16 protein-coding genes are annotated in these 20,100 nt (G+C 71.4%); 5 read left to right on the top strand and 11 right to left on the bottom strand.

The features are described 5' to 3' along the window. Nucleotides 1-6: 6 nt before the first annotated feature. Nucleotides 7-1,974 (top strand): penicillin-binding protein 2, encoded by a 1,968-nt coding sequence (mrdA, locus tag KIT53_RS14400; RefSeq protein ID WP_297753640.1) that lies wholly within the window; start codon nucleotides 7-9, stop codon nucleotides 1,972-1,974. Here mrdA and KIT53_RS14395 read toward each other — a convergent pair. The 5 genes from KIT53_RS14395 to KIT53_RS14375 are packed head-to-tail and all read right to left on the bottom strand — an operon-like array spanning nucleotide 1,963 to nucleotide 7,559. Further along, nucleotides 1,963-2,235: a hypothetical protein gene (locus KIT53_RS14395; protein ID WP_297753628.1), complete on the bottom strand. Its 273-nt coding sequence runs from the start codon at nucleotides 2,233-2,235 to the stop codon at nucleotides 1,963-1,965. The two genes, mrdA and KIT53_RS14395, sit on opposite strands and share 12 nt — an antisense overlap. 8 nt (nucleotides 2,236-2,243) lie before the next feature. Then, nucleotides 2,244-2,744, bottom strand: a complete 501-nt coding sequence (locus KIT53_RS14390) for a hypothetical protein (protein ID WP_297753626.1) — start codon at nucleotides 2,742-2,744, stop codon at nucleotides 2,244-2,246. Between the two features lie 8 nt (nucleotides 2,745-2,752). Then, on the bottom strand, nucleotides 2,753-3,514 hold the full coding sequence (locus tag KIT53_RS14385) for a hypothetical protein (protein WP_297753623.1): 762 nt from the start codon (nucleotides 3,512-3,514) through the stop codon (nucleotides 2,753-2,755). A gap of 35 nt (nucleotides 3,515-3,549) precedes the next feature. Continuing rightward, nucleotides 3,550-4,692, bottom strand: a complete 1,143-nt coding sequence (locus KIT53_RS14380) for a hypothetical protein (RefSeq protein WP_297753620.1) — start codon at nucleotides 4,690-4,692, stop codon at nucleotides 3,550-3,552. Beyond that, nucleotides 4,689-7,559, bottom strand: a complete 2,871-nt coding sequence (locus KIT53_RS14375; protein ID WP_297753617.1) for a VIT domain-containing protein — start codon at nucleotides 7,557-7,559, stop codon at nucleotides 4,689-4,691. Before KIT53_RS14375 ends, KIT53_RS14380 begins: the two co-directional genes overlap by 4 nt. A 127-nt stretch (nucleotides 7,560-7,686) precedes the next feature. Here KIT53_RS14375 and KIT53_RS14370 point away from each other — a divergent pair, with 127 nt between their 5' ends. The 4 genes from KIT53_RS14370 to KIT53_RS14355 all read left to right on the top strand — a co-directional run bounded on the left by KIT53_RS14370 (nucleotide 7,687) and on the right by KIT53_RS14355 (nucleotide 12,691). Next, nucleotides 7,687-8,673, top strand: a complete 987-nt coding sequence (locus tag KIT53_RS14370) for a helix-turn-helix transcriptional regulator (RefSeq protein WP_297753614.1) — start codon at nucleotides 7,687-7,689, stop codon at nucleotides 8,671-8,673. Nucleotides 8,674-8,799: 126 nt separating this feature from the next. Further along, nucleotides 8,800-9,372 carry an ankyrin repeat domain-containing protein gene (locus KIT53_RS14365; RefSeq protein ID WP_297753612.1) on the top strand — a complete coding sequence of 191 codons (573 nt, stop codon included), beginning with the start codon at nucleotides 8,800-8,802 and terminating at the stop codon, nucleotides 9,370-9,372. After that, nucleotides 9,369-10,769: an ankyrin repeat domain-containing protein gene (locus KIT53_RS14360; protein ID WP_297753610.1), complete on the top strand. Its 1,401-nt coding sequence runs from the start codon at nucleotides 9,369-9,371 to the stop codon at nucleotides 10,767-10,769. The genes KIT53_RS14365 and KIT53_RS14360 overlap by 4 nt, the downstream gene beginning before the upstream one ends. Before the next feature lie 38 nt (nucleotides 10,770-10,807). Then, nucleotides 10,808-12,691, top strand: a complete 1,884-nt coding sequence (locus KIT53_RS14355; protein ID WP_297753608.1) for an ankyrin repeat domain-containing protein — start codon at nucleotides 10,808-10,810, stop codon at nucleotides 12,689-12,691. Nucleotides 12,692-12,710: 19 nt separating this feature from the next. Here KIT53_RS14355 and KIT53_RS14350 read toward each other — a convergent pair whose 3' ends face one another. From KIT53_RS14350 to KIT53_RS14325, 6 genes are all read right to left on the bottom strand, one after another. Further along, nucleotides 12,711-13,472, bottom strand: coding sequence for an alpha/beta hydrolase (locus tag KIT53_RS14350; RefSeq protein ID WP_297753605.1), 762 nt, complete (start codon nucleotides 13,470-13,472; stop codon nucleotides 12,711-12,713). 211 nt (nucleotides 13,473-13,683) lie between these two features. Further along, entirely contained in the window at nucleotides 13,684-14,448 is a 765-nt protein-coding gene (locus KIT53_RS14345; RefSeq protein WP_297753602.1) for a TSUP family transporter, read from the bottom strand. Between the two features lie 43 nt (nucleotides 14,449-14,491). Next, nucleotides 14,492-15,799: an ATP-binding protein gene (locus KIT53_RS14340; RefSeq protein WP_297753637.1), complete on the bottom strand. Its 1,308-nt coding sequence runs from the start codon at nucleotides 15,797-15,799 to the stop codon at nucleotides 14,492-14,494. Between the two features lie 216 nt (nucleotides 15,800-16,015). Then, on the bottom strand, nucleotides 16,016-17,482 hold the full coding sequence (locus tag KIT53_RS14335) for a nickel-dependent hydrogenase large subunit (protein ID WP_297753599.1): 1,467 nt from the start codon (nucleotides 17,480-17,482) through the stop codon (nucleotides 16,016-16,018). Beyond that, nucleotides 17,479-18,558 (bottom strand): HupU protein, encoded by a 1,080-nt coding sequence (locus KIT53_RS14330; RefSeq protein ID WP_297753596.1) that lies wholly within the window; start codon nucleotides 18,556-18,558, stop codon nucleotides 17,479-17,481. The genes KIT53_RS14335 and KIT53_RS14330 overlap by 4 nt, the downstream gene beginning before the upstream one ends. Nucleotides 18,559-18,613: 55 nt before the next feature. Further along, nucleotides 18,614-20,068: a sigma-54 dependent transcriptional regulator gene (locus tag KIT53_RS14325; protein ID WP_297753593.1), complete on the bottom strand. Its 1,455-nt coding sequence runs from the start codon at nucleotides 20,066-20,068 to the stop codon at nucleotides 18,614-18,616. Nucleotides 20,069-20,100: the final 32 nt, after the last annotated feature.

Raw genomic sequence — 20,100 nt, 5'->3', positions numbered from 1 at the left:
CATGCCATGACTGAAATACGCAACGTCGAGGCCGACCTGGCGCAGTTTCGCCTGCGGGTGCTGCTGATCGGGCTGGCGGTGCTGTTTGCTTTCGGGCTGGTCGTGGCGCGCATGGTGTACCTGCAGGTGATCCGCCACGACGATCTGGATGCGCAGGCGGAGAGCAACCGCACGGCGGTGTTGCCGGTGGTGCCGAACCGGGGCCAGATCGTGGACCGCAAGGGCCGGATTCTGGCCACCAACTATTCGGCCTACACGCTGGAGATCATTCCCTCGCGCGTGGAGGATCTGGAGGCCACGATCCAGGGCCTGGGCGAGCTGGTGGAGGTAACGCCGCGTGATGTGCGGCGTTTCCGCAAGCTGCTGGAGGAGTCGCACCGGTTCGATTCGCTGCCGCTGCGCACGCGGCTGACCGACGAGGAGGTGGCGCGGTTCACGGCGCAACGCTACCGTTTCCCGGGCGTGGAGGTCCGTGCGCGGCTGCTGCGCCAATACCCCAACGGCGATGTCGCCAGCCACGTCATCGGCTACATCGGGCGCATCAACCAGCGCGAGAAGGAAACCATTGCCGACTGGCCCGAGGAGGACCAGGCCAACTACCGCGGCACCGAGTACATCGGCAAGCTGGGCGCGGAGCAGCAGTACGAGCGCGAGTTGCACGGCATCACGGGTTTTGAGCGGGTGGAAACGTCGGCGGGGGGCCGTGCCGTGCGTTCGCTCGCGCACACGCCGGCCACGCCGGGCAACACGGTGGTGCTGTCGGTCGACATCCAGCTGCAGAAGCTGATCGAGGACATGTACGGCGACCGGCGCGGCGCCCTGGTCGCCATCGACCCGCGCTCGGGTGAGGTGCTGGCGTTCGTGAGCAAGCCCACTTTCGACCCGAACCTGTTCGTCGAGGGTATCGATGTGGAGAACTGGCGCGCGCTCAACGAGTCGATCGACAAGCCCTTGCTCAACCGCGCCTTGCGCGGTACCTACCCGCCCGGGTCCACCTACAAGCCCTTCATGGCCATGGCGGCGCTGGAGACGGGCGCGCGCAGCGCCAGCACCGTCATCAACGACACGGGCTCCTGGACGCTGGGCAACCACCGTTTCCGCAGCCATGGCGACGGCGGCCTGGGTCTGGTGGACATGCACCGCAGCATCGTCAAGTCCAGCAACGTCTACTACTACTCGCTGGCCAACGAGATGGGCGTGGACGCCATGCACGACTTCATGAAGCCGCTGGGCTTCGGCCAGATCACCGGCATCGACCTGCGTGGTGAGGTGCGCGGCGTGCTGCCCAGCCAGGCCTGGAAGCGCAACACCTACAAGCGGCCCGAGCAGCAGCGCTGGTATGCCGGGGAAACCATCTCGCTCGGCATCGGCCAGGGCTACAACAGCTTCACCGTGCTACAGCTCGCGCATGCCATGGCCACGCTGGCCAACGGTGGCGTCAAGTACAAGCCGCACCTGACCATGGCCACGGAAGACGTGATCACGCGGAAGCGCACCCTGCTGCCCGAGCCGCCCCCCGAGGACCTGGGCTTCAAGCCCGAGCACGTGCGCACGGTGCTCAATGCCATGGCCGCCGTGACCACCGAAGGCACCTCGGCGCGCGTGTTCGCGGGTGCCGGCTACGCCAGCGGCGGCAAGACCGGCACCGCGCAGGCCGTGACCATCGGGCAAAAGGAGCGCTACGACGCGCGCAGGCTGGAGGAGCACCAGCGCGACCACTCGCTCTACATCGCCTTCGCGCCGCTGGACAAGCCGCGCGTGGCGCTGGCGCTGATCGTGGAAAACGCGGGCTTTGGCGCGGCGCACGCAGCACCCATCGCGCGGCGCGTGTTCGACTACCTGCTGCTGGACCAGTACCCCAACCCGCAGGACCTGGCCGCGGTGCGCCAAGGCCAGGCCGGCGCGCCCATTGGCACGCCGCTCAAGGCCAGCGAGCAGCCCTGGCCACCGGAAGCAGCGACTTCAGCGCCCTGACCCTGGGCGCGAGGCCTCGCGCAGGGCCTTGAGGCGGGCCGCATCGGGGGGTTGATGGGACCGCACCACCGCATCGCGGCAGGCCTCATACCGGCGTCTGACCTGTGGCCAGCAGGCCTGGCCCGCGCCGGTGCCGTCGTCGCTCAGGCAGCGCTGCAGGTGCGCCGCCGCGGCGCGGTGGCAGGGCTCGAACTCGTTCGCCGTGGGTGAAGCTCCCACCGCTGGCACCCAGCCGACCAGGCAGCAGAACAAGGCGCACAAGGAGAGCCTCATCGCCACCCCCGCAACCCCTGCCACTCGGGCGGCATAGGGTCACCCGGGTGGCCCGGAAAACGGGGCCTGAGCTCGTAGCGCGCGGGCTCGCCGCGCAGACGCACCAGCGTCGCAAACCCCAGCAACCGGGCGGACTGTTCCGGCACCACCGCGCCCGAGACCACGGGTCGTCCATCCACCCACAGCGCGAAGCACACATCGGTCTGCGGCGGCGAAGGCACGGCACCCACCGCGCCCGGCTGCGCGGCCTGCTCGATCAGGCCCCCGGGCCAGCGCAACGAGAACGCGTGCCTCACCACCCAGGCCTTGCCGGGATCGGTGGCATCGGGCCGGGCATCGCGCGCGAAGGTGTCCTGGCGGTGCGCGTGCTCGCACTGGCCGAGGACACCAGGACGGAACGGATGAAAGAACACCAGTTGCGCCGGGTCAGGCGTCGGGGGCGCAGCACAGGCCGACAGCGCACTGCACAGTCCCATGGCCACCAGCCGCCCGCGCATGGAAAGGCTCAGTAGTTGAACGGCGAGCTCTGGAACTTGATGCTCCATTTGCCCGACCGCCCCTGCTCGGACAGGTCCGCCGAGCTGTCCAGCTTCTTGTTGATTTCGAAGCTGCCTCGGCACACGTCGTTGGTGCGCCCGCGGTAGGCCGGGTGGTTGACGTCCTCCGTGCGGCAGTCGCAGTCGATCTTGCGCACCGCCTTGCTGTTGACCCCGCGGTGGATGCTGCTGCTGACCGTCGAGCAGTAGCCGCTGCCCTCGTTGTCCATGATCCAGTAGTAGAAGTAGCGCACTTCCCAGGCGCTGTCGATTTCTGCCTGCAGGCGTTTCGCCGCCGCTTCGGCCGCCACGCGCTCCTCCTCGGCCTTGCGCGCGCGTTGTTCGGCCTCCAGCTTCTGTGCCTGCCGCCGCTCGGCCAGGTTGAGCTGTTCCAGCGTCAGGTCGTAGAACTTGCCGCGCTTGCCATAGCGCTCCAGGTAGCGGGTGAAGCGCTGCACCGCGCTGGCGGGATCGCCGGTCTCGCTGAGCGCCCGGCCGATGTAGTAGTCAAAGCTCTCGGGCATCTTCACGCCGGTGGCCTCGGCGGCGTTCAGGGCGGTCAGCGCGCGCTGCCAGTCGATGGTGTCCTGCTTCATCTCGGCGCCGGCCGCCTTGAGCTGGCGGTCGGCCTCGATCTGCGGTGGCAAGGCCCAGGCCATGGTGACCGACAGGCCCAGCAACAAGACGGCCGCGCAGCGGCGAAGGAAGGGAAGCATCAGGGTGTGTGACATGGTGAACAGGTGGTCAGAAAGGGACTCGTGCAGGCTCACTTCGCGGCCTGCAGGCGCTGGCGAACGCAGTCTTCCACGGTGCCGGAGAACGCGCATTGCGCACGCGCGCTGGTGGTGCAGCTCTGCCATGTGCCGTAAGCCGGGTTGGGCCCGTTCGCGCGGCAGACGTACTGCCCGATCGAAAGACAGCGGGCACCCGGGCTGGGGTTGCAAGTGCCCGACTCCCAGTAGCCGTCCGTGCAGTGCGTCCTGGGCGGCTCGCGTCCGCAGGCGGACTGCAGGCAGGCATCCACCCCCTTGGCCGCGGCCTGGCAAGACGCCGTGGCCGCCTGGGTGCGGGCGGCCAGGACCGCCTGGCGTTCGCGCTCGACCAGGCGCTCCTTGCGCTGCGTCATGGCGTCGTCCAGCACGTCGCCAGTGCCCGCCGACGGGCGCGCCGAGGAGCCCCTGCGGCTGTTGAAGGCATCGTCCAGCACGTCTCCCGCGCCGGCAGCGGGCTTCTGGCCTCCCGACTTGCCCCGGCGCTCCGAGAACGCCCGGTCCAGCGGGTCGCCGCCAGCGTTCCCCGAAGACGATTGGGCGGCTTCGCGCGCGGCGGCGGCCTTAGCCGCTTTCTCGCGGTCGGCCATCTGCTGCTTGATGCGGTCGCGGTCTGCCTTCTCCTTGGCCAGCCGCTCGCGCTCGGCGCGGTCGCGTTCTGCTTTGTCTTTCTGCTCCTTGCGGTGCAGTTCGGCCTGGGCCCTCTCCCGATCGGCCTTGTCCTTCTCCGCCTGTTTCTGCGCCTCGCGTTCGGCCCGCTTCTTTGCCGCGGCCTCCTCCTGCTCCTTCTGCATGTTCACGCAGGTGTGCACCGCCTGCTTGATGGTGCAGCGGAACTCGTCGGACTTGCCGCAGCGATTGCATTGCACATAGCCGCCGAACGTCTCCGCGCCATAGCGCCAGCCTGAGCCCAGCGCGCGGCATTCGTCGTGCGCGTCGTTGCTCATGGCCACGCGGGCGATCTTTTCCGCGTACGCACGGCCCCAGCAGGCCTCGGAGGTGCCCTCGGCCACGATGTTGCGCGTCTCGGCGCCCGCCGGCGCCGGCCCCAGCAGGCACAGCCCGGCGAGCAGCAACACCAGGCCCTGGCTCCGGGCCCGGCGCAGCGCTGAGCGAAGGTTGATGGCGATGTCTGTCATGGCTTGTCGGTGTCTCCTACCGTGAATGTGCCTACGGTGACCATGTCGCCGCGCCCGGACAGGCGCAGCACCACGTCTTCGTCTTTCTGTGCGGGCGTGCCAAAGCCGGTACTCAGGCGCAGCATCACGGTGGTGGCGGGTGCCACGATCTGCTGGCGGTGGCCGAAAAACTTGGCGCGCACCGTGTAAGTGCCCGGCTTGGCCCGGCGAAGCGCGTACTCCTCCGGTCCATACCCTCCTGTGAAATCGGCAGACATGCGCCCACCTTGATAGGTCAAACGGTTGCCAAAGTACGCCGGCTCGCCATTCGGGTCGATCACCCAGAGGTCGATGTCGGTGTTGTCGGCGTCCCAGGACAGCACGGCACGCAGGTCCAGCGGCAGGTTGCGGCGCAGCCGGGGATCGACCTCGCCCAGGTCCAAGGACCTGCCATCGGCCTGGGCCTGGGCGGCGATGGCGTTGAGTTCGGCCAGGGCGATCAGCTCGACACCCGGGAATCGGTCGTGCCAGGGGCGCGAGACCACCTGCCAGAGCAGCTCCAGCGCCTGCTGCGCCTGGCCGGTGCGCGCCAGCGCGAGGCCCAGGTCGCGCCACGACTGGGGCTCATCAGGACTGAGCTCGCGCACCTGCTCCAGCAGCGGCACCGCCAGCGCCACCTCGCCCGCCTGCTGCAGGCGGTAGGCCAGGATGCGCAGCACATGGCGGTTCTCCAGCGCCATCTCCGCCAGGTTGGAGAGCACGCGCAGGGCCGCCGCGCGCTCGCCGCGCTCAAGCAGGATGTCGGCCACGTCGAGGAAGAACGCGGTGCTGCCGGCGTGCGAGGGACGCTCATCGAAGTAGATGGCCTCCAGGGACTCCGGCGGCGCCTCGCGCAGCCGCCGCGCGTACGGCTCGTCCGGTCGCCAGGGACGCAACTGGATGCGCGCCGGCGCGGCGGCGGGCGGGTTGTTGGCGCCTGCGGGCGCGGCCGACATCACGCCAACAGGCACCGGCGCCGGTGGCGGCGCGCCCACCAGCGGCGCGCGCGCGGGTTTGGGGGGCGGCGTGTCCTTGGGGAAATCCTTCTCCCACCACTGGACCTTGTTCTCGAACCGCCGCACCACCTGTTCGAGGTGGTCGGCGCGCGCGGCCGCCTGGCGGCCGTCCGCCAGGGCGCGCAAACGGACCCACGGTTCGCGCAGCGCCGCCGGCGGCTCGATGCCGTGGTTTGCGTAGTCCTGCACCGTGTCCAGCACGATGAGCGAGGTTTCCCGGCTGGGCAGGCGGAACTGCAGACCCAGCCGGCGCACCGCGGCGCGCTGGGCATCGCCCTCGGCCGCCAGCCGCGCCATGCGCAAGGCCGCCCAGCGGTACGCCGCGACGCCGGTGCTGGCGTCGGACCGCAGCACCCGCACCGTGTGCACCTGGGCCGCACCCCCGTCCGCCGGCTGCAGGCGCAACCGCAGCCGCGCCTCGGGCGCGGTCAGCCGCCCGGCAACCACCACCCGCCCTTGCTCCGGCATGTCCGCAGCCAGCTCCAGGTCCTGCGCCCCTTCGGCGCTGACGTCGGCCACCCGGGGCTGCGCCCGCCCCAGCGCCGCCACCGCCTGCGCCGTGTCCAGCGACAGCAGGTCCAGCAGCACGGCGCCGCTGGCCTGGGCCATGCGGCGCAGCGCATTCGCATCGCTACCGGCCATCGCGGTCACGGCGAAGGTCGGCACCGGTTGCACCGGCAGGCGCGCGGCCGCGCCACCGCCCCAGTTGCCCAGGCCGTCGGAGAACAGCAGCGCCATGTCCACGCCGTCGGGCACGCGCAGGGCGGCGGCGCGGGTGGCGCCGTCGTAACGCATGGCGGCGAGCCGTTCGCGCAGAGCGTCCCAGTGGCCCGCGCGCACCTCGAAGCGTTCCAGCGGTGCGGCCTCGTCGCGCACCGGCTGCAGCAGCACCTCCACGTCACCCAGTTCGCGCCACCAGGCTTCGAGCAGGGCCAGTTCGCGTGCATGGTCGCGCCGCTCGCCACTGCCGGAGGCGTCCCAGATCAGCGCCACGCGCCGAGGACGGGCCCTGGGCGCCGGCAGCGCCGCCACCGACACCTCGGCGTAGAAGTAGTCCACGCCATCGAGCCGCTGTGCCGTGGTCACCGCGCCGCGCGAAGGGGGCAGCGAGACACGCAGCTCCCCGCCGGGCTGTCGCCCGGTGGCGGCCAGCAGCACGCGCGCGCCACCGGACGCAGCGCGCACCGGCAGGCGCCGCGCACCCAGCCGCGCCGACACCGCGCGAGGCTCCGCACCGGCCACGCGGACCGCCACGTTCAGGCGGGCACCGGCGGGCTGCTGCGCCAGCGGCAGGCGCCAGGTGGCTGCCCCCTGGCCGCCCACGATTTCGCCGATCTCCAACACCACGCGCCGGCTGCCCTGCGCCGGCAGCGGGTACACCCGCAGCCGGTGGAATGACCCACCGACGGCCTCCAGCAGCGCCGGATCGACGCGGGCGCGGGTGACGTCCTCGAACACCTGCCGGCCTCGGGCCTTTTCCACGGGAACGGCGGGCCGCAGCTCGCCGTCGATGTCCAGCGCGAAGCCCGTCACCGACTGGCCTTCGAGCAAAGGGAACTGCAACTCGGCCTCCAGCACGCGTGGGTTGGGGTTGTACAGCTCCAGTTCGATGCGGGTGTTCACCGCCCGCCCGGCGATATCCGCACGCACGTCCAGGCGCCGCAGCTCGACCGGCACGGCCGCCTCGGGTGCGGTCCAGCGGATCTGCGGCAGGGCCGGCGCGTCCGGGCGCTGGGCCTGCGCAGGCAGGCAGACAAAAGACGACAACAGCAACAGCCAGGCGGCCAGGCGCACAGGGGCGCCGCCGCGGCACATCCGGGAAAACAATGCCATGGGATCGGACGGAGAAGAGTCGGGTGAGGTCCGCCGCAGTCTAGGCAGGCCCGAATGCAAGGAGAATAGTGCAGATGCACCATGGATTCACCGCCCGGGGGCGCCCACGGCGGCCCTCTGCCCGCCGATGAAACGCCGCCTCACCGAACCCCAGGAGCTCAGCGCGCTGCTGCTGAAGCTCTACCGGCTGTCCCACGAGCTTCCCCTGGCCGATTTCCAGGACGCCACCCTGGACCTGGTGCGCGAGGCCCTGCCCTTCGATTCATCGATGTGGGGCACGGCCACCCAGACCGGACAGGGCATCGACATCCACACCATCCACCTGCACAACCAGTCGCCGCAGATGCTGGCGGACTACGAAGCGGTCAAGCACCTGGACACGGCGGCCCGGGCGGTGGGCGAACGGCCACGCAACGCCATGGGTTTCGATGCGCGCGAGTGGTTCCACCTCCCTGAGCAGGCTCCGCTGCTCGACTACGGGCGGCGCCACGAGCAGGCCCATTTCTTCATCGCCAGCGACTTCGACCCCAGCACCCGTTTCGTGCACTGGATCAGCCTCTTCCGGGCCGGCGAGAAGGCCCGCTGCACCCCCCAGGAAAACCAGTTGCTCGCCCTGCTCGCCCCCCACGTGATGCAGGCGCTCACGCTCAACCGCCTGGCGCACATGGACCGCCTGGAGACCGCCGCGACCACCGACGGCCGCGCCCACGCCATCTGCGACCCGCGCGGCGTGCTGTACCACGCGGACGCCGGCTTCGAGGCGCTGCTCGCCGGCGAATGGCATGGCTGGCGCGGCCGGCAACTGCCTGAGGCGCCGCTGCGCGCCTTTCAACGCGGCGAGACCCTGTACCGGGGCGCCACGGTGGTGATCTCGCAGCGCGCGGAGCAAGGCCTGCTGTTCCTGCGCGCACGCATGCGCTGCCGCGTGGACGACCTCACGCCGCGCGAGCGCACCGTCGCGGAACTGGTGGCCGGCGGCCGGACCTACAAGGCGATCGCGCAACACCTGGGGCGCTCGCCGGCCACGGTGCGCAACCAGATCCGATCGATCTACGACAAGCTGGGCGTCAGCCACATCGCCGGTCTGATCGACGCCCTGCGCTGCGCCTCCTGAGGCCGGTCGGTTACGGAAAAACGGTCGCCAGGTATCCAGGCGCGGCGGCTGGTTCCATCCACCCGTTCCCGCAACAGGCACGCCGACAATCGGCCGCTCATCCGCAGCGGCTCAGAGGACGACGGCATGCAGGCTCAGGATCTTTTCGACACCATCCGGCGCGCGCACCCCACGCCAGCGGCCGCCGAGGACATGGCCCACCGGCTGCGCTCCGGGCTGATGGCATGGCACCAGGACCCCCGCCACGCGGGCCAGCCCCTGGCCAGCCTGCGCAACGCCTCACACGACACCCTGGCCACCGTGGCCGTTCGCCGCCACAGCACCGCGGCGATCGCCGTGCTGGCGCAGGTGCTGCCCGCCTCCGAGCGGCCCTTGCTGTTCAACGCCTGCGACGGCAATGGCCGCACACCCGCTGGCCAAGCAGCGCACTGGGGCCAGGTGGACCTGCTGAGCGCGCTGCAGGCCGCCGGTGCCCGCCTGGACCTGCCGGACGCCAGCGGCAGCACACCGCTGCAGCACGCGGCAGCCCGGGGACACCGCAGCGCCACGGACTACCTGATCGCCGTCGGCGCCTGGTCCGCGGCGTCGGCCATGGCCGGCGCACAGGCGGCCAGACAACGGGGCTTCCACCATCTGGCCGACCGGCTGCAGGCCGCTGCCGAGCGCCAACCCCTGCACGAAGACGCCCGCTGCGCATGACACCCGACCAGCACAGCGCCGCCCTGATCATGGCAACCCGCGATGGCGACGCTGCGCGGGTCGCCAGCCTGCTGGAAAGCGCGCCCCCGACGCATTCGCATGCACCAGAGGCCCTGCGCGACGCCCTGGCCTACCGCAGCCTCCTCATGCTCGCGGCCGCCGAGGGGCACCACGAGACGGTTGATGTCCTGCTGGCGCATGGCCTCACGGACAACGGCGTCCCCGACGTCACCGGCATGCACGCCGTGCACCTGGCGGCCCGCGGCGGTTCGGCCGCGACCCTCGCCGCGCTCGCGGCATCGGGTCATGACCTGGACATGCCCAGCGAGGACGGCATGGGCCACACGCCGGCGCACTTCGCGGCACGGCACGGGCATGGGCCATGCCTGGAAACCATCGCCGCCCATGGCGGCTCCATCGACACACCGGACGCCACCGGAAGAAGGCCGCTGCACCTGGCGGTGGCACATGGCGTGCACCGCGTGGTGCCCACACTGGTCGGGCTCGGCGTCGACCCGAACGCCGCCCCGCTGCGCGGCGACGGGACGCTCATCACCGCCTGCGCCGCGGGCGATCTGCCGATGGCCGAGACGCTGATCGGTGTCGGCGCCGACGTGAACGCACCCGGCGCGGGCGGCCTGCGGCCACTGCACCACGCCATCAGCGCGGACAGCGGGCCTTGCGTGCATGCGCTGGCGCGTGGCGGTGCCGACCTGGAGGTCCTGGGCACCACCCAGGTCACCACCCAGGTCACCGCGCTGGACATGGCCGCGCAGGCCGGGCACCTGACCGCCTGGCGCGCGCTGCTCGAAGCCGGTGCCAGTGTGACCATCCCCAGCCCCGCCACGGGCATGACACCCTTGCAGCTCGCCGCCCGCCTGGGCCGCCCCCGGGCCCTGGAGATCGCCCAACAGGCCCGTCCCGGGTGCCTGCTGGGCCAGGGCCTGCCCCAGCAGGCCATCTCGGCCAGCGTCCAGGAGCGCGAGGCCCGCAGGCCGCGCGCCGCCATCGCCGACTGCCGACCCATGCTGCGGGCGCTGCACGCCCTGGGCGTTCCCCTTGACGAGGCAACGGCATGGGGCGCCACGGCGGTCGCGGTGGCCGCGCACTTCAGCCATGCAACGGCGCTCCAGACCTTGCAGCAACTGGGCGCCGACATGGCGCCCGCGCTGCCCCTGCTCGGCCGCAACGCAGCCACCGCGCAAGCCTACCCCGCGCAGGCTCCGGCCATCCGTGCGGCTGCCCGTGCCGCGGCCGCGGTGGTCACCGGAACGCCTCCCGCCGCCGGCCACGTGCCGCCCTCCTGGCGAGGCTATCTGGCCGCGCCGGCAGGCGGCGCCACCCCGCCCACGGCCACCACGCCAGCCGGCGGCGGCAGCGGCCCCAGCCCACGCTGACGCCGCACGCACCGGGCTTCTCGCTGAAAGGACCTCCCATGATCCCTCCTCATGCCGCCCAGGCGATGTTCGCCGCGATCGAGAAAAGCGACACCGCCACGCTGGACGGGCTGCTCAGCGAACACGGCGGCGATCCGGATCTGGCGTTGCTGCGCAACGCGCAGGACATATCCCTGCTTTCGTGGGCCGTGCGCACCGCGGATGTCGCCACGGTCGACCTGCTTGCCGGCGCCGGGCTGCCCATGGACGCGGCCTGCGGCCGTGGCGCCAAACCCCTGCACAATGCGGTCGCGCGCGGCGACCCCGAGATCGTGCAATGCCTGCTCGAACACGGCGCCCATCCCGACCAGACCTCCCTCAACGGCCTCAGGGCCCTGGACCACACCACGACCCGCGACGACGCCCGCATCGCCGCGCTGCTGCTCGCCCATGGTGCCCACCCCGATGCCTCGCCCCTGGGCAGTGGCGGCCACGTGCTGCGGGCGGTGGATGTGGGTGCGCACCAGGTGCTGGGCGAGTTGGTGGCGGCCGGCGCGGCGCTGGACGAGCGCGGCATCCAGGAGCCGTTCGCCACGCCCGCGGGCCACGCGGTCGATCGCCACAACACCACGGCCACGGCCATGCTGCTGGCGGCGGGCGTGGACCCGGACCAGGGCAACGACCCGCGAGGCCCGCTGATGCTGGGGGCAGCCATGCACGGCGACGTCCCCATGGTGGACCTGCTGGCCAGCCATGGTGCGGACCTGAGCACGCGCGAGGCGGCCGGCCTCGAAGGCTCCGTGTTCCAGGCGGTGGCCAAGGACCACGTCGATGCCGTCCAGGCGCTGGCGGCGGCGGGCGCGGACCTGGACCACCAGAGCCAGCGCGGCTGGACCGCCCTGCACCAAGCGGTGCACATGGGCCATCTCGGCGCCACGCACGCCCTGCTCGCGGCCGGCGCCAACCCCAACCTCCGCACGGAACATGGCGAGACGCCGGCGCATTTCGCGGTGAACAGCTCCCTGAGCGATCCGACCATGGCCCTGCTGGTCGAAGCCGGTGCGGACCTCTCCCTGCCCGACCATGCAGGTCGCGACCCTGTGCAGGGAGCCGTGCATGCGATGAACCTGGGTGCGCTCAATGTGGCCGGCGCGGGCGCGCCCGAGGCGGTGGATGCGTCGAGCCTGCTGGCGCTGCGCGCGGCCGCGACCGCCGCGGCCAGGCAGCACCAGCGGGCCGTGGCGCCCGCTGGCACAGCGGCGCCACCCGCTGACGACCGCGCCCCGCGGGCGGTCCTGGACATGCTGGGCCAGCATGGCGTCGACCCCCTCGAGCGCACGCGCGCCGGCGCAACGGCGGTTCACGCCGCGCACTTCCATGGCCTGCGCGACGTGCTGGACACCCTCGCGGACCAGGGCGCCGTGCCGGCACCGCCGGACGCCCTGGGCATCGAGGCCGCCACCTACGGCCGCGCCGACAGCGGCATCCCCATTCCGCTGCCCGTCGCGACAGCCGTGCAGGCGGCGGTATGGGGCACGCAGGCCGACGCCCTGCACACGCAGGCGCAGGCGGCGACCAGCCCGCTTCACCGGCATGTCCTGACCGCGCGTGCGCAGGAGCAGGCTCTGCGGGCAGAGCGCCTGCAGCAGCAGGCCTGGCGGCTGGCCGGCGGCGTCGACCCGCTGGCTCCGGACCACCGGCTCGACATCGGGTACCGGGCCCAGGCGACAAGCTGGATGGCCGGCGCCATCGCGACCGGCGCCCCGGGGCTGCCAGCCGCGGCCGAAGCGGCCGGTGGTGCGGGTGGTGCGGGTGGTGCCGCAGCGGCGGCGGCCGTTGCACCCGCCGCCGTTCCCACCTGGCTGCAGATCGTGCGGCGCACCCAGGCGGCCGAGGCGGGCCCGCCGCAGCCGGCGGCACCCCGCCCTCACGAACCCCGCTGACGCGCGGGCGGCGGCGCCCTCAGCGCGCCAGCGTCAGGGCCGCTCCATAGGCCGGGCTGTCGACGATGTTGTCGTGGTTGGTGCCGGGCAGATCCACCCAGTGGGCGATGCCGGGCGCGAAATGGCGAAACAGCGCCTCGGTGCGCTCGCGCGGCACCAGGTCGTCGCGTTCGGCCGCGATCACCGTGGTGGGTGCCCGCACATCGCCGGCGTAGGACCAGGACCGGTACTTGTCGAGCATCAGCCAGCGCAGCGGCAGGTAGGGGCGACGCCCCTGGACCACCGCCTCGATGCTGTCGAACGGCGTCACCAGCACCAGCCGCTGCACCGACCGGCGGCTGGCCACGTAGGTAGCCACGCCACTGCCCAGGCTGCGCCCGATCACCGTGACCTCAGGGTGTTCGGCAAAAGCGCGATCGAACACAGCCAGGCCGTCGGCAAACAGCGCCGCCTCACTGGGCTTGCCGGTGCTGCCGCCGTAACCCCGGTAGTGCAGCAGGTACAGGGCATGCTCGGGAAACACCGGGGCCAGCACGGGCAGCACCCGAGAGACATCTTCCCCATTGCCCGCGAAATAGACCACCGCCCGCGCACCCTCGCGCGCACGGTGGTTCACCGCGATGCGCTCCCCATCCACCGACAGGAACAACATCGGCGCCTCCAGCGCAGGCGAACCCGGACGCGGCTCGTAGAGCAGGTCGCGCTGCATCAGAAACAGCACCGCGCCAGCGCCCAGCACAGCCAGCACACCACCAGCAAGCACGCTCAACACACGCGCCATATCCACACTCCAGCAAACAAAGCAGCGCCACCCGACAAGCGCCGAAGAAGACCAGACTCCGCCAAGCCGAACGCCCCAGCGAGCGAAGCGAGGCGCCCGAGCCCAGAGATGCCGAGGGTCCGGCTCCGCCAGCCCAAGGCATCGTCCCCCCTCGAAGCGCCGAAGGCGCGCCACGGAGGGGGGAAGCCGCGCAGCGGCGCAGGGGGGTGCCTCACCCCCCCCTCATCCAGGCGTCGTAGGTGGTCTTCAGAATCAGGGCCGAGACCACGAGGATGAACACACCGCGCACGAAACCGCTGCCGTGCTTGAGCGCCAGCCGAGTGCCGAGCAGGCTGCCCGCCACATTGGCCACCGCCATGGCCAGCACATAGTGCCACCAGACATGGCCTTTCCAGGCGAACAGCAGCAGCGCTGCCAGGTTGGAGGCGGTGTTGAGCAGCTTGGCGCTGGCGCTGGCGTGCAGGAAGTCGTAGCCCAGCCAGCGCACGAACAGGAAGACGAAGAAGCTGCCGGTGCCGGGGCCGAAGAAGCCGTCGTAGAAACCGATGGTGACCCCCAGCGACGCCGCCGCCAGCGCCTCGCGCCGGCCGGTGAAGCGCGGCGCATGCTGGCGACCGAGCTCCTTGCGCGCCAGGGTATAGGCCAGCACGCCCAGCAGGATCAGCGGCAGTGCGCGGCGCAGGAAGTCCGGCGAGATCACGGTCACGGTCCAGGCGCCCAGCATGGAGCCGGCAAACGCCAGCGCGGCCGCCGGCAGCAGCGCATGCCAGGGCATGTGCACACGCCGGGCGTACTGCAGCGTGGCCGCGGCCGTGCCCCAGACCGAGGCGCCCTTGTTCACCCCGAACAGGGTGGCGGGATGGGTGTTGGGGAAAACGGCGAACAGCGCCGGCACCAGGATCAGGCCGCCACCGCCGACGATGGCGTCGACGAATCCGGCAAACAGCGAGGCGGCGGTGACGAGCAGCAATTCCATGCGGGCGCCATTGTCGCCTGCCCGGGGCGCCTGGCCGCGCCGCTCAGGCCAGAGGAAGTTCGAGAACGAACTCGGCGCCGCCTTCGGCCGCGTTGCGCGCGCTCAACCGCCCGCCGTGCTGCTCGACGATGCCGTAGCTGATCGACAGGCCCAGGCCCGTGCCCTTGCCCACCGGCTTGGTCGTGAAGAAGGGGTCGAAGATGCGCAGCAGGTGTTCGGGTGCGATGCCGGGGCCGTTGTCGCGCAGGCTCACCCGCGCCATGCCGTCCCCGGTGCGCTGCACGGTGATCCAGATGCGGGGCGAAGCGCTCTGCGCGACGGCATCGAAACCGTTCTGCAGCAGGTTCATCATGACCTGCTGCAACTGGCCCGCGCTGCCCATCACCACACAGGGCGGCGCGTCGGTCTCCGCCGGCTGCCAGTGCACCGCCACCGGCGCGGCGCGCCCCTTCTGCACCCAGTGGATGGCGCGCTCGATCACCTCGGCCAGGTCCACCGGCGAACGCTCCTCGGAGTCCATGGCAGAAAAACGCTTGAGGCCATGCACGATGTCCGCGGTGCGCTGCGCGCCCTCCAGCGTGCCCTCGATCAACGAAGGCAGGTCACTCAGCAGGTGCTCGATGCGCAACTGCTGGCGCAGCGCCTGCAGCACCGGCTCGGGCTCGTGCGCGTGCAGCGCGGCCATGTAGGTCTGCAGGCGATCGCAGTACTTGCGCAGCGCATGCACATTGCCCAGCACAAAGCTGATGGGGTTGTTGAGTTCGTGCGCCACCCCCGCCACCAACTGACCCAGCGAGGCCATTTTTTCGGAATGCAGCAACTGCTGCTGGGTGCGCTTGAGGGCATCGTGCGCGGCGCGCATCTCGTGGTAGGCGCGCTTGAGTTCGGCCGTGGGCCGCCCCACCCAGACCGTGCCCACGCGCCGGCCATTGCCACCGATGCGCGGCGTGCAGTTCGCGTCCACCGACACCGCCTGCCCATGGCGGTCCAGCAGATTGAGCTCGATCGCCTCGCCCGCGCGCGGCGCATCCGCCTTGTCCATCGCCGCACGCGCCAGCGCGATGCTCTGCGCGTCCGCCAGCAGGCCCTGCAGCGGCGTGCCCCGCAACCGCTCCTCGGGCCGCCCCACCAGCTCGCACAGCGCCGCGTTCGCCTGCTCGATCAGGCCATTCGCATCGCACACCACCAGCACGTCCGACATCGAGGTCAACACACTGAAGATGAAACGCTGAGACTGCTCCAGCTCCGCGTTCTTCTTCTCCAGCTCCACCTCGTCGTCGATCAGCCGGGTGTACACCTCGTCCATCTTCTGGATCACATCCATCCAGGTGGACTCGTCCACGCCCTCCATGGGCACGGCAGGCAAAGGACTGCGCGGACGAGAAGTACTCACACACCCCTCCCGCGCACGCAAAGACGCACCCCAGCGAGCAAAGCGAAGCGAGCCACCCCACCCAGAGATGCCAAGGGTCCGGCTCCGCCGGCCCAAGGCATCGTCCCCCCTCCCAGCGCCGAAGGCGCGCCAGAGAGGGGGGAAGCCGCGCAGCGGCGCAGGGGGGTGTCCATCTCAATGCACCGTACAGACCATGCAAGGGTCGAAAGAGCGCACGATGTGCTGGACCGAGACGGGTGTCTGCTCGCCCTCGCGCACCGGTGCGCCCACCAGCGCCTGCTCCAGCGCGCCGGGCGTGCCCGCCGCATCGCGCGGTGAAAAATTCCAGCTCGTGGGCGCGACGATCTGGTAGTTGGCGATCTGGCCGCGCTGCACCACCAGCCAGTGGCCCAGGCTGCCGCGCGCCGCCTCGGACAGCCCGACGCCGCTGCCCTGCTGTGGCAGCACGGTCGGCACGCAGAAAGCTTCCGTCGGGCGCAGCGCGCGCAGCCAGTCTTCCATCAGGGGCACCACGCGCGCGAGTTCGAGCACGCGCGCCAGCACGCGGGTGAGCACGTTGCCGCCGTGGCGTGCCACCACGGCATGCACGAGCGGCTGGCCGCTGGCGAGCTGGCGGGCGATGGCCCCGGTCTCCACCACCGCGCCGGCCAGGCGCGGCGCCTTGTTCCAGGTGTAGGCGCCGGCCTTGTCCGCATCCGGCCGCGTCTGGCCGGCCAGCGGGTGCAGCGGCGTGCGGCCTTCGTCGGCCAGCCAGGCGTGGGTGGCGTCTTCGGTGATGGCCGCGCTGTCCACCGCCTGCAGGCACGCCGTGTCGGCATGCCACACGCCGCCCGGCAAGGCAAAACCGCCCTCGGGCTGGGCGTAGGCGCCGTAACTCAGGTAGCGCCCGGGGCCAGGCCCGAGCCGCGCCAGGTCGAGCTCACGCGCCAGCGTGAGGAAAAAGCGCAGGTCACCCCCGCCCAGCGGGTCCTGCGCATGCCAGTCCCACAGCGCGTCTTCCGTGCCGATCGCGGCCACCGCCTCCAGCGGCGCGCCGAACAGATGCCGCTCCAGGAAGGCGCGGAACTCGCGCACGCGAGCGAGCAGGCGCACGCGCTCGGCGGCGTCGATCGGCCGCGTGGAGCCGCCGGGCTCGACCGACTGGGTATGCGGCCACTTGCCGCCCAGCGTGCCCAGCAGCGTGAGCCAGCGCTGGCGGGCCGCCGTGGCCGCGCGCACCTGTTCGCCCGTGTCGGGCGCGAAGCGGCGCAGCGCCTCCGCGTGCCAGGCGTGCGCCGCGTAGACCGGCCGCGCAAAGTCCGGCATGAAGAACAGGTAGAAGTGGGTGAGGTGGTCGGCCAGGTTTTCGGTCGCCAGGATGAGGTTGGTGGCGTGCTGGCCGTTGGGCGGCATGGCAACGCCCCCCAGATCGGCCAGCGCCCGCGCGGCGGCCACCGACTGCGAAACCGAGCAGATGCCGCAGATGCGGGGCACGTAGACCAGCGCATCGTGCGGCGCCTTGCCGCGCAGGATCTGCTCGAAGCCACGGTACATGGTGGCGTTCACCTGCGCGCTGGCCACGCGGCGATCGGCGGCGATGTCGAGCGACACCTCCAGATCACCTTCGACGCGGTTGAAAGGGCCAACGAGCAGGCGTGTCATTTCAGGCGGGTCTTGCGGACGGCGGGCTTGACCACCAGGTGGTCGGCCACCGCGTTGTGCTTCACCCGCTTGGGCGTGGCGCTCTTGGACAGGGAAGCCAGCGCCACGAACCAGGCCTTGGGCATGTCGGTGGGCAGGCCGATCGGGATGCCCGCGAGCTTGGGGGTCTCGTGGAACGGATGACCGGGCTCCTGGAAGCCGGGCTCCGTGCAGGCGATGCAGGCATAGCCGCCACGCGTGCACGAGCCCTCGCCGTTCCACAGGCGGGTGTTGCAGTCGGCATGCACCTGGGTGCCCTTGCAGCCCATGTGCTCCATCATGCAGCCCAGGTCGGAGGGCTTCTCCGCACTGGCCTTGAACTCGTAGTACTCGTTGCGCGTGCAGCCGTGGTGCACCAACTGGTCGGCGTAGAAGCGCGGGCGGTTCAGGGGGTCCAGATCGTCGGCGCCGAAGCCCCCGGCGGCCAGGGCCATCAGCGTGTCGGTCACCCAGCTCGGGTGCGTGGGACAGCCGGCCACGTTGATCACCGGCAGGCCGCTGGCCGAGCGGAAGTCCGCACCCAGCAGACCGCCGGGCTGGTCGTCCTCGTACTGCAGGCCGCAGGCATCGGTGGGGTTGTCGCCACCGGCCGTGATGCCGCCCCAGGCCGCGCAACTGCCCACGGCCAGCACATGGCGAGCCCGCGCGGACAGGCGCCGCACCCAATCGATCATCGGCAGGCCGGTGCCCGCCAGCATGTGGAAGCGCCCGGTGCCGTTCGGGCCGCGCAGCAGCGAGCCCTCCACGCACAGCGCGTCCAGCTGCACGCGGCCCTGCAGCACATCGTCCAGCAGGCTCAGCAACTCGTCGCCGCTGGCCAGCGACAGCGAGGGGTGCCACAGCAGGTGGATGCCCCCGTCGCGCAGATGGCCCTGGAAGTCGGTGGTGTCCGCGCACAGCAGCGACATGCTGCAACCGCCACACCCGCCCGACTGCAGCCACAACACGTTCAGGAGACCCCCACGCTGCGCCGCTGCGCGGGTCGCTGCCCCCCGAGGGGGCTGAGGTGGATCGCTTTTGTTCCAGACGGTGCTCATCTGCTCAAGCTCCGGCGAAGGGCTGTTGCACGCGATGAGCAGGCGATGGCGGTGTTCATTTTTCCAGTCCCAGACGTTGCATCTTGCCGCGCAGGCCGACGCGCGACAAGCCGAGTTCCTGCGCGGCGCGGGTTTTGTTCCAGCGGTGGCGCTGCAGGGTTTCGCGCAGCACCATGGCCTCGATCACGTCCAGGCGCTGGGCCAGGGTGCCGCTTTGGGGTATGGCCGGGCGCAGGTCGTCGCCGGCCGCGCCACGGCCTTGCAGCACGCGGCCGGAGAACGCGGCGGCGGTGAGTTCGCGGCCGTCCTGCAGCGCGAGCGCGCGCGCGATCTCGTTGCGCAGTTCGCGGATATTGCCGGGCCAGGGGTAGGCCATGAGGCAGGCCAGGGCCTCGTCGGGCAGGCTGGCGCCGGGGTGGCCGAGTTCGGCGGCCACGTCCTGCACCAGCCGCCGCGCGATGGGCGCGATGTCGGCCACGCGCTCACGCAGCGGCGGCACGGTGAGGGTGACGCCGGCGATGCGGTAGTAGAGGTCTTCGCGGAACAGGCCCTCGCGCACGCGCTGCTCCAGGTCCCGGTGGGTGGCGGCGAGCACGCGCACGTCCACCGGCACCGGCCGCGCGCCGCCCACCGGCCGCACCTCGCCCTCCTGCAGCACGCGCAGCAGCTTGACCTGGAAGGCCGGCGAGGTGTCACCGATCTCGTCGAGGAACACGGTGCCGCCATGGGCGCGCTGGAACAGGCCGGGCGTGTCTTCGTAGGCGCCGGTGAAGGCACCGCGCTTGTGGCCGAACAGCTCGGACTCGATCAGCGTCTCGGGGATGGCGGCGCAGTTCTCGACCACGAAGGGCCCGCTCAGGCGCGGCGAGGCGTAGTGGATGGCGCGCGCCAGCAGTTCCTTGCCGGTACCGGACTCGCCCAGCACCAGGGCCGCGATGTCGTAGCGCGCCACGCGCTGCGCCAGCGCACAGACGGCGTCCAACGGGCTGCCGTCCGCGCGCACGATGCGCTCGAAGCCGAAGCTGGCGCGCGCGCGGTCGATCTGCGTGGCGGTGCGCTGGCGCAGCACGCCCGTCGCGGTGCGCAGTTCCAGGTCGAGCCGGCGCGTCTGGCGCTGCAGCGCCTGGGCTTCCACCGCGTTGCGCACCGAGTCCAGCAGGTGGTCGGGCGCCCAGGGCTTGAGGATGTACTGGTAGATGCCGGCTTCGTTGATGCCGGCGATGATGTCCTCGCTGTCGGTGTAGCCGGAGATCACGATGCGCACCGCGTCGGGCCAGCGCTCGCGCACTTCCTTGAGGAAACGCACACCGGTCATGCCGGGCATGCGCTGGTCGCACAGGATCACGCTGACCGGCTGGCGCTCCAGCAGGCCGCGCGCCTCGTCGGCGCTGCTGGCGGTGAAGACGGTGAAGTCCTCGTCCAGCGTGCGGCGCATCGCGTCCTGCGAACGCACCTCGTCGTCCACCACCAGCACGGTGGGCAGGGCGTCGGTCGGTGCGGGTGGGTTCACGGCAGGGGTCTCGCGCGGCTCCGGGGCATTGT

Source organism: Hydrogenophaga sp., assembly GCF_026125785.1.
Lineage (GTDB): Bacteria > Pseudomonadota > Gammaproteobacteria > Burkholderiales > Burkholderiaceae_C > Hydrogenophaga.
The sequence above is the reverse complement of the archived record's forward strand: the minus strand, read 5'-3'. Positions and strand labels throughout refer to the sequence as shown.

Excerpts from the sequence above, each read along its gene's own strand:
- mrdA (WP_297753640.1), top strand. The coding sequence starts at position 7 with ATGACTGAAATACGCAACGTCGAGGCCGACCTGGCGCAGTTTCGCCTG.
- KIT53_RS14390 (WP_297753626.1), bottom strand. The coding sequence starts at position 2,744 with ATGCGCGGGCGGCTGGTGGCCATGGGACTGTGCAGTGCGCTGTCGGCC.
- KIT53_RS14385 (WP_297753623.1), bottom strand. The coding sequence starts at position 3,514 with ATGTCACACACCCTGATGCTTCCCTTCCTTCGCCGCTGCGCGGCCGTC.
- KIT53_RS14380 (WP_297753620.1), bottom strand. The coding sequence starts at position 4,692 with ATGACAGACATCGCCATCAACCTTCGCTCAGCGCTGCGCCGGGCCCGG.
- KIT53_RS14375 (WP_297753617.1), bottom strand. The coding sequence starts at position 7,559 with ATGGCATTGTTTTCCCGGATGTGCCGCGGCGGCGCCCCTGTGCGCCTG.
- KIT53_RS14370 (WP_297753614.1), top strand. The coding sequence starts at position 7,687 with ATGAAACGCCGCCTCACCGAACCCCAGGAGCTCAGCGCGCTGCTGCTG.
- KIT53_RS14365 (WP_297753612.1), top strand. The coding sequence starts at position 8,800 with ATGCAGGCTCAGGATCTTTTCGACACCATCCGGCGCGCGCACCCCACG.
- KIT53_RS14360 (WP_297753610.1), top strand. The coding sequence starts at position 9,369 with ATGACACCCGACCAGCACAGCGCCGCCCTGATCATGGCAACCCGCGAT.
- KIT53_RS14355 (WP_297753608.1), top strand. The coding sequence starts at position 10,808 with ATGATCCCTCCTCATGCCGCCCAGGCGATGTTCGCCGCGATCGAGAAA.
- KIT53_RS14350 (WP_297753605.1), bottom strand. The coding sequence starts at position 13,472 with ATGGCGCGTGTGTTGAGCGTGCTTGCTGGTGGTGTGCTGGCTGTGCTG.
- KIT53_RS14345 (WP_297753602.1), bottom strand. The coding sequence starts at position 14,448 with ATGGAATTGCTGCTCGTCACCGCCGCCTCGCTGTTTGCCGGATTCGTC.
- KIT53_RS14340 (WP_297753637.1), bottom strand. The coding sequence starts at position 15,799 with ATGGAGGGCGTGGACGAGTCCACCTGGATGGATGTGATCCAGAAGATG.
- KIT53_RS14335 (WP_297753599.1), bottom strand. The coding sequence starts at position 17,482 with ATGACACGCCTGCTCGTTGGCCCTTTCAACCGCGTCGAAGGTGATCTG.
- KIT53_RS14330 (WP_297753596.1), bottom strand. The coding sequence starts at position 18,558 with ATGAGCACCGTCTGGAACAAAAGCGATCCACCTCAGCCCCCTCGGGGG.